Genomic DNA, 6,672 nt, shown 5'->3' with positions numbered 1-6,672 from the left:
AGACATATACATGTCGGCGTCATGGATGCGACGATAGCGGGGTGTCGGTCACAGAGCCGCCGAGTGCCGAACGCGAACCAGCGCCGGTGCGTGAGGCCTTGTCGCAACTGCGACTGCGCGAATTGCTTGCCGAGGTCCAGGACCGGATCGAAAAGATCGTCGTGGGTCGTGACCGGCTCGACGGACTGGTCGAGGCGATGCTGGTCGTCACCTCGGGACTGGAACTGGACGCGACCCTGCGCAGGATCGTCGACACCGCGATACAGCTGGTTGACGCCCGCTACGGCGCGCTCGGGGTGCGCGGCCACGCCCACGACCTGGTCGAGTTTGTCTACCAGGGAATCGACGACGAGACTCGCGCCCTCATCGGGCATCTCCCGCAAGGGCGGGGCGTCCTCGGGGTTCTGATCGACGACCCACAGCCAATCCGGTTGAATAACATCCAGCAGCATTCGGCGTCGGTCGGGTTCCCTCCGAACCATCCGCCGATGCGGACCTTCCTGGGTGTTCCGGTGAAGATCCGCGACGAGGTCTTCGGCAACCTGTACCTGACCGAGAAAGCCGACGGTCAACCGTTCAGCGAGGACGACGAGATCCTGGCGCAGGCGCTTGCGGCAGCTGCCGGCATCGCGATCGCCAACTCGCGCCTCTACACCCAGTCCCGGGCACGTCAGGCATGGATCGAAGCGGCCCGCGACATCGCCACCACGATGTTGTCGGGCGCCGAGCCCGCAACGGTCTTCACGCTGGTCGCGGAAAATGCGCTGAAGCTGGCCGATGCTACCGCCGCGATCGTCGCCGTACCCGTCGAGGCCGACGAGACGACCTCCGGTGCGCTCGAACTCGTGGTAGTGGAAACAGTTGGGGCGATCTCGATTCCAGCCGAAGATGCGCTTGCGTTGACCGGCACGATAGTCGGCGACGTGTTCGTGGACCGCACGCCGCGTCGACTCGACGACCTCGATATGACGATTGGCGGACTCGCCGGTCCCGCCCTGTTGCTGCCTTTGCCGCTGGCCGATGCTGCCGCCGGTGTTCTCGTTGTGCTTCGACGTGCCGGCCTGCCACGCTTCACCGATGAGCAGCTCGACATGTTGGCGGCGTTCGCAGGTCAGGCGGCGCTGGCCTGGCAGCTCGCAACCTCGGAGCGGCGCACGCGAGAACTGGACTTGGTAAACGATCGTGATCGGATCGCACGTGAACTCCACGATCACGTCATCCAGCGGCTTTTCGCGATCGGGCTGGCCATGCAGGCAACTGTGCCGCTGGCGAAATCCTCAGATGTGCAGCGGCGGCTCTCAGAGCAGGTCGACGACTTGCAACGCGTGATCCAGGACATCCGGACCGCGATCTTCGACCTGAACACCGCGAGTTCCGGAGCAGTTCGGCTCCGGGAGCGCCTGGAGGAAGCGATCGCTGAGAGCGCCGTGACCGGTCTGCGCACGATGGTGCAATTCGTCGGGCCGGTGTCCGTGGTCGACGCGACTTTGGCCGATCATGCGGAGGCCTTTGTGCGCACGGCTGTTGGCAACGCGGCCCGGCGACCCGGTGTCACAAGGATCAGCGTCGTCGTCGATGTGGGTGACGAGCTGAGTATCAGGGTCGCCGCCGATGGGCAGGACGCGCCTGGCGAGTCCATCGCCGAGGGTCTCGGCGCACTGCGTGCTGAGGCCGAAGAGCTCCGCGGCGATCTGGAGGAAGGGATCGGCTCCGACGGTGAGGCTACCCTGCAGTGGTCGGTGCCCTTACCCGGCTAGCCCAGGGCTGAAACCCTCTGTGTGTAGGTTTGATTGACGCGCGACGATGACTGGCATCCGAGCTGAGTGAGCCACGGCGGCGCTGACCGACCCCAACAGCATGCCGGCGAATCCACCCCGTCCGTGGCTGCCGACCACCACCAGTTGGGCTAATTCAGATTGCCTGACAAGGTGATACGTCGGATGGTCACATTCGACCACGCGCCGAACCGTCACCTCGGGATAGCGATCATGCCAACCGGCCAGTCGCTCTGCGAGGATCTCCTCGGCGGCCGGTTTCATGGCGGGCCAGTCGATGGCGGGGTAGTCGTTGACCTTGACATCGCTCCAGACGTGCAACGCGACGAGGTCGACGCCGCGCCGCGATGCCTCGTGGAACGCGATCGCGATCGCCAGTTCCGACGCAGGCGACCCGTCGACGCCGACGAGAACCGGCGCATCAGCGGGATACGGCATCAGCGGGTCCTCGTCGTGAATGACCGCCACCGGGCAGTAGGCGTGGCGGATCAGGCTGGAGCTCACCGACCCCAGCAGGCTTCTGGCGATGGGTCCTCGCCCCCGCGAACCGACGACAACCAGGTTGGCGTCTTTGGACAAGTCGACCAGAGCCGGGACCACTGGTGAGAACAACAGCTCAGTCTCGATCTGCTCCGGACCGCCGGTAGGAGTCGTGGCCCGCGCGGTTTCGACCGCGTCGTCGAGGATCTTCTGCCCCTGCTCGACTTGCCAGCGCGAGAAGGCCGTCGTCGCCGTCAGCGGTGGCAGGGTGAGCCCGATTGGCTGCACGGCATGGATGAGGGTGAGACGGACGTGGCGCATAGCGGCGTCACGCGCCGCCCAGTCGACGGCACATCTGGCGGCAGGCGACCCGTCGACACCGACTATGATGCCCGAATCGGTTCTCGCAGCTGACATCTACATCCCCTTACTAGTTCACTGCGGACGGTTGGTGAGGCCGCCGTCCTCGTCTGCATGGCAACCTCATCTAGGGTTCACACATTCCGTTGGTAGGGGCCCACGTCTACTGGTGCGGGGCCCTAGTACTTCCGCTAATCGGATTGAAACTCAATGCCCTAGGCGCCGTTGGTGATCCACTGCCGGGCCTGGTCGAGTTGCCCGCCGGGGAAATGCCGGACCTTCGCCGAGACGAAGTGCGCCGCCAAATGCTCGGCGACATCCCCGACGTGCGAGTCGGTGACGAGTGCGACTCTCTTGATGTGCCTTTGATGGTCCTTGACGAAGCGGAAGTGCTTGATCATTGCGCCGAAACTATCCCAGCCGGGGAATTTCGGAGCGTTGATGATGAGGCCGGCCAGGTCCCCATTTGCCTGGATCTGAGGATCGACGGCCTTCGCTAGATCAACGAAGTCTGTTGCTTGCAGCGGGGACTCGGGCCGCACCAGTAGAATCGAATGTGCGGTATCGAAATCAAAATCGATCATGATGAGCTCCTTGATGAGCTCCTTGATGTGCTCCTTGATGTGGGGACTTCAGTCGAACGCTCGTAGCCGCAGCACTTCGGACAGCGGTCGTCGTGGTGTCGGCGGCGGCGCCTTTTCGGTTACCGGCACGACGCCCACCCGCACCAGGACTTGCGGTGTCGCTTCTGGTCTCGTCAGGGATTGGAGGATTTTGCGGGTTTCGCTGAGTTCAGTAAGGTGTGTCACCGTGCACGTGGCGAAGCCGACCATGGTGCATTCCAACAGGACCGCGGAGAGCGCCTCGCCGCACGCCAAAACATCAGCGCGGCAGTCACTGTCAGTCGACAGCAGCAGGATCATGGCTTGATCTTCCGGAATCTCAGTGCGGCGCTCCGGCCGGTGGACGACAGGAAACACCCGTTCGATGCCGACCCGATCGCTCTCCGCTGCGGAGACCAGGGCGCTGTGCGGGATACCTTCTGCCTTTTCGAATGGTGCAGTCCACCAGTGCAGTTCATCGTGGTAAGCACCATCGTAGAGCCGTAGTGACTCCGCGATCTGGGCGGCCTCTGTCAGTTCCGGAAGCACCTCGCCCGGAATCGTGTCGATGCGTACCGCCTTCCCGTTGACGTCGCCTGCCCATATCGAGGCGATCGACTTCCAGTCAGTCGGTGCGCTGAACGGCAGTCGGTCGGTGCGACGCGCCCAGATGGCCTGCGCGCGCAGCTGATCTCGTTCAGTCACGTAGTCGATCGGATCGAAGCTTATCGACGCCAGATGGTTCGGGCTTTCCGAATTCGGGAAGCACTCGACATGCGCTTGCCAGCCGGCGACGGCCATGGTCACCCGGAGATGGTCGAGAGCTGCGCCACAGCCGATAACTGCTTCTCGCGCCGACTGGTCGGTGTCCATGACTCGACTCGGATCGAGGAACAGCCGGAGTTGCCCGTCGCTGTAAACCCACTGCCACGGTTGGCTGTTGTGCAGCGACGGGGCGCGGCACGCTGCCGTCACCGCTTCCTGGATGACTTTGCTGTCGAACAGAGTCGTAGGCATGTTTTGACCTCCCGGATTTCGCCTGCCTTCGAGACTTGTCTAATTGTGTTGGCATTAGCAGGGCCATTGGTCCTCGATTCAACCGCCGCCTGACCACTGGCCCGATTCAGGTCAATGCGAACTGTTGGTTCGTCCGCTGTCGATGCCAGTAGTTGATGGGGCCTAACGACACTTGTGCGGCGCTACCCGCTGAGTAACATCAACTGACAGTGGAGTATTGGAGGATTCGTCGTGTCGGATCGGACGCCAGATATTGCGGTCGTGAAGAAGGCGTTGCGTGTGGCATGCCGCGCGCCGTCCCTACATAACAGCCAGCCGTGGCATTGGGTGTTCGACGGACACGCGCTGCGCCTGTTCGTCGATCGGCATCGATTAGTGAATGTCGCGGACAGATCCGGTCGCGAGACGATCATCAGCTGTGGCGCTGTGCTCAATCATGCCCGTATTGCGATGGCGGCGGCTGGCTGGCAGGCGAACATCGATCGATTCCCCGATCCTGAGAGCCGAGATCATCTGGCAACCATGGTATTTCGACCTCTCGATTGCGTCACCGAGTCGCAGCGAAGTCTCGCCGAGTCGATTCTGGAACGTAGGACCGACCGGCTTCCCCTCCGCCGGCCCACCTACTGGAGGTGGTTACTGCCTGAACTTCTTAAGGCCCTCGATGCCGGCATCGTCATGCTGGATGAAATTTCCGATGAAGCGCGACCCCGGCTCGCCCGGGCTTCTCGCCTTACGGAGGTCTTGCATTGCGGGGACGCTTCATATCAGGCCGAGCTGCATTGGTGGACCGCACCATTCGCACTGTATGAAGGTGTACCCCCAGCGACCCTTGCAACGGCCTCTGAGGCGGCGCGTGTTGATGTGAGGAGAGATTTTCCCGTAGTCAGCAGCCTCGACCGGCACCGAAACAACGAAGTGGACCGGTCTAAAATCTTGGTCTTGTCTACCACCGACGATTCGCGATCGTCGGTTTTGGGCAGTGGTGAGGTCTTGTCCAGGTTGCTTTTAGAATGCACGATGGCTGGGATGGCGACGTGCACACTGACCCACTTGATCGAGCTGGACGAAAGCCGGGACATCGTCCGGTGCCTCATCAGCCAGCGCGGTGAACCGCAAGCACTGATCCGTGTCGGCATCGCACCTCCGATGGAGCAATTGCCGGCCGCGACTCCGCGACTGCCGATGGATGAAGTGCTGGAAATCAGCTGCCCCGTGCGCCAGACAGACGCTCGGGACAGTGATCTCGCACCGTAGCGCCGCCGCACACCGCGAGCATGGCGACCGTCAACTTTGGCCTCGGAGCGACACACATTGCTCAGGCGGTGGATTCAGCATGCGCCCGCCAGCACCTCGGCCGCCCCGACGAATTCAGCTTCTGTGGAGAAGCATGGGTCAATCGCGTCGGCGAAATGACGCGCCATGAAAGCAAGCCCGCATTCATTTCCCCGCCGATTGCGGGGTGGCTAACCGCAATACGTTGTGTCGTAGTAATTGTCGGCGCTCCGGTGGCGTCGACTGCTGGGCGATAATCACCGGTATATGCTGGGCGCCGCGCATCTTGGCTTCGAGCGCGGCCCAGTCAACGGCATACTTGGAGGCCGGGGAGCCGTCGACGCCAACGAGGATGCCCAGTCGACCGGCCGGAGAACTCGTTTGCCTACCTCGCGAAACGTTGGTCGATTACGAGTAATTGGCGCGTCCGTTTTCACCGTCGAGGAGATGGCGAATACCACGCTCCCACTGCGCATCCAGCGAGCGTGCGATGTGCGCCCGTACTACGCCCACGATCTGAGCTATGGCCGAGACCGTGACCCACCACGCCACAAATGCGATGAATACCGCGTCCGCTGCAGCCCTTGCCACCGGAGTTGGCGCATCGACTCTGTTGCCATCAGCGTTAACCCAAATCGACAGTGAAGTAGCTGCTTTGACACGATGATCCCAAGCAATCGAGTCGATGTGATCGATGCCGTTGGCGCGCCACCGCGCTAGCACGTTGGAGTCTGCCGACGAGGGCAAGGCTCGCGGAGTGCTGTCGGCTAGCGCAGTCGCGATCACGGTGTACCGGTTCTCAGACTCTTGCAAGTACTTCTGCTTCTCTGCATCGTGGATGAATGTGCCCAATACACCTGCACAGGCGGTGGCAACGATGACGAGAAGTAGGGCCAGGGGGACAACAGCTGCTTCGATACGGTCGATGAGCCGCATAAGCGGGTTACGACTGACGACTCTGAGTACAGGCCATGTCGTGGGTCGGATGGCAAAACTGTCCATCGCGACCTCAGCTCGAATGATGTGCGACATGGCCTCATCATGTCTATTCGACGCCCGGCGTCGTAGGGTCCAACGTCACCAGCGAGGGGAGCAATGATCAAAACCTGTGGATGAGCCTCGGCGAGGTGGCGTGAAAGTGGGCGCACCCTCCCGGGGATGAT

At 62.3% G+C, this 6,672-nt stretch carries 7 protein-coding genes; 2 read left to right on the top strand and 5 right to left on the bottom strand.

The window, feature by feature from the left end; all coding sequences use genetic code 11:
• Nucleotides 1-41: 41 nt before the first annotated feature.
• Nucleotides 42-1,757, top strand: a complete 1,716-nt coding sequence (locus tag ABDV69_RS19525) for a GAF domain-containing protein (RefSeq protein WP_343577334.1) — start codon at nucleotides 42-44, stop codon at nucleotides 1,755-1,757.
• Here ABDV69_RS19525 and ABDV69_RS19520 read toward each other — a convergent pair.
• From ABDV69_RS19520 to ABDV69_RS19510, 3 genes are all read right to left on the bottom strand, one after another.
• Nucleotides 1,746-2,672, bottom strand: coding sequence for a universal stress protein (locus ABDV69_RS19520; RefSeq protein WP_343577332.1), 927 nt, complete (start codon nucleotides 2,670-2,672; stop codon nucleotides 1,746-1,748). The two genes, ABDV69_RS19525 and ABDV69_RS19520, sit on opposite strands and share 12 nt — an antisense overlap.
• Before the next feature lie 158 nt (nucleotides 2,673-2,830).
• Nucleotides 2,831-3,199, bottom strand: coding sequence for an STAS/SEC14 domain-containing protein (locus tag ABDV69_RS19515; protein WP_343577330.1), 369 nt, complete (start codon nucleotides 3,197-3,199; stop codon nucleotides 2,831-2,833).
• 48 nt (nucleotides 3,200-3,247) lie between these two features.
• Nucleotides 3,248-4,024, bottom strand: coding sequence for an NAD(P)H nitroreductase (locus tag ABDV69_RS19510; RefSeq protein WP_343577328.1), 777 nt, complete (start codon nucleotides 4,022-4,024; stop codon nucleotides 3,248-3,250).
• Between the two features lie 441 nt (nucleotides 4,025-4,465).
• On the opposite strand from ABDV69_RS19510, the gene ABDV69_RS19505 reads away from it, so the two are divergent.
• Entirely contained in the window at nucleotides 4,466-5,491 is a 1,026-nt protein-coding gene (locus tag ABDV69_RS19505; RefSeq protein WP_343577325.1) for an NAD(P)H nitroreductase, read from the top strand.
• A 183-nt stretch (nucleotides 5,492-5,674) separates the two neighbouring features.
• On the opposite strand, the gene ABDV69_RS19500 is transcribed toward ABDV69_RS19505, so the two are convergent.
• Together ABDV69_RS19500 and ABDV69_RS19495 are read right to left on the bottom strand one after the other, a co-directional pair.
• Nucleotides 5,675-5,863: a universal stress protein gene (locus ABDV69_RS19500; protein WP_343577333.1), complete on the bottom strand. Its 189-nt coding sequence runs from the start codon at nucleotides 5,861-5,863 to the stop codon at nucleotides 5,675-5,677.
• Between the two features lie 54 nt (nucleotides 5,864-5,917).
• Nucleotides 5,918-6,541, bottom strand: a complete 624-nt coding sequence (locus ABDV69_RS19495) for a hypothetical protein (protein ID WP_343577324.1) — start codon at nucleotides 6,539-6,541, stop codon at nucleotides 5,918-5,920.
• Nucleotides 6,542-6,672: the final 131 nt, after the last annotated feature.

It is taken from the genome of Mycobacterium sp. (genome assembly GCF_039583785.1).
Taxonomy (GTDB): Bacteria; Actinomycetota; Actinomycetes; order Mycobacteriales; family Mycobacteriaceae; genus Mycobacterium.
The sequence above is the reverse complement of the archived record's forward strand: the minus strand, read 5'-3'. Positions and strand labels throughout refer to the sequence as shown.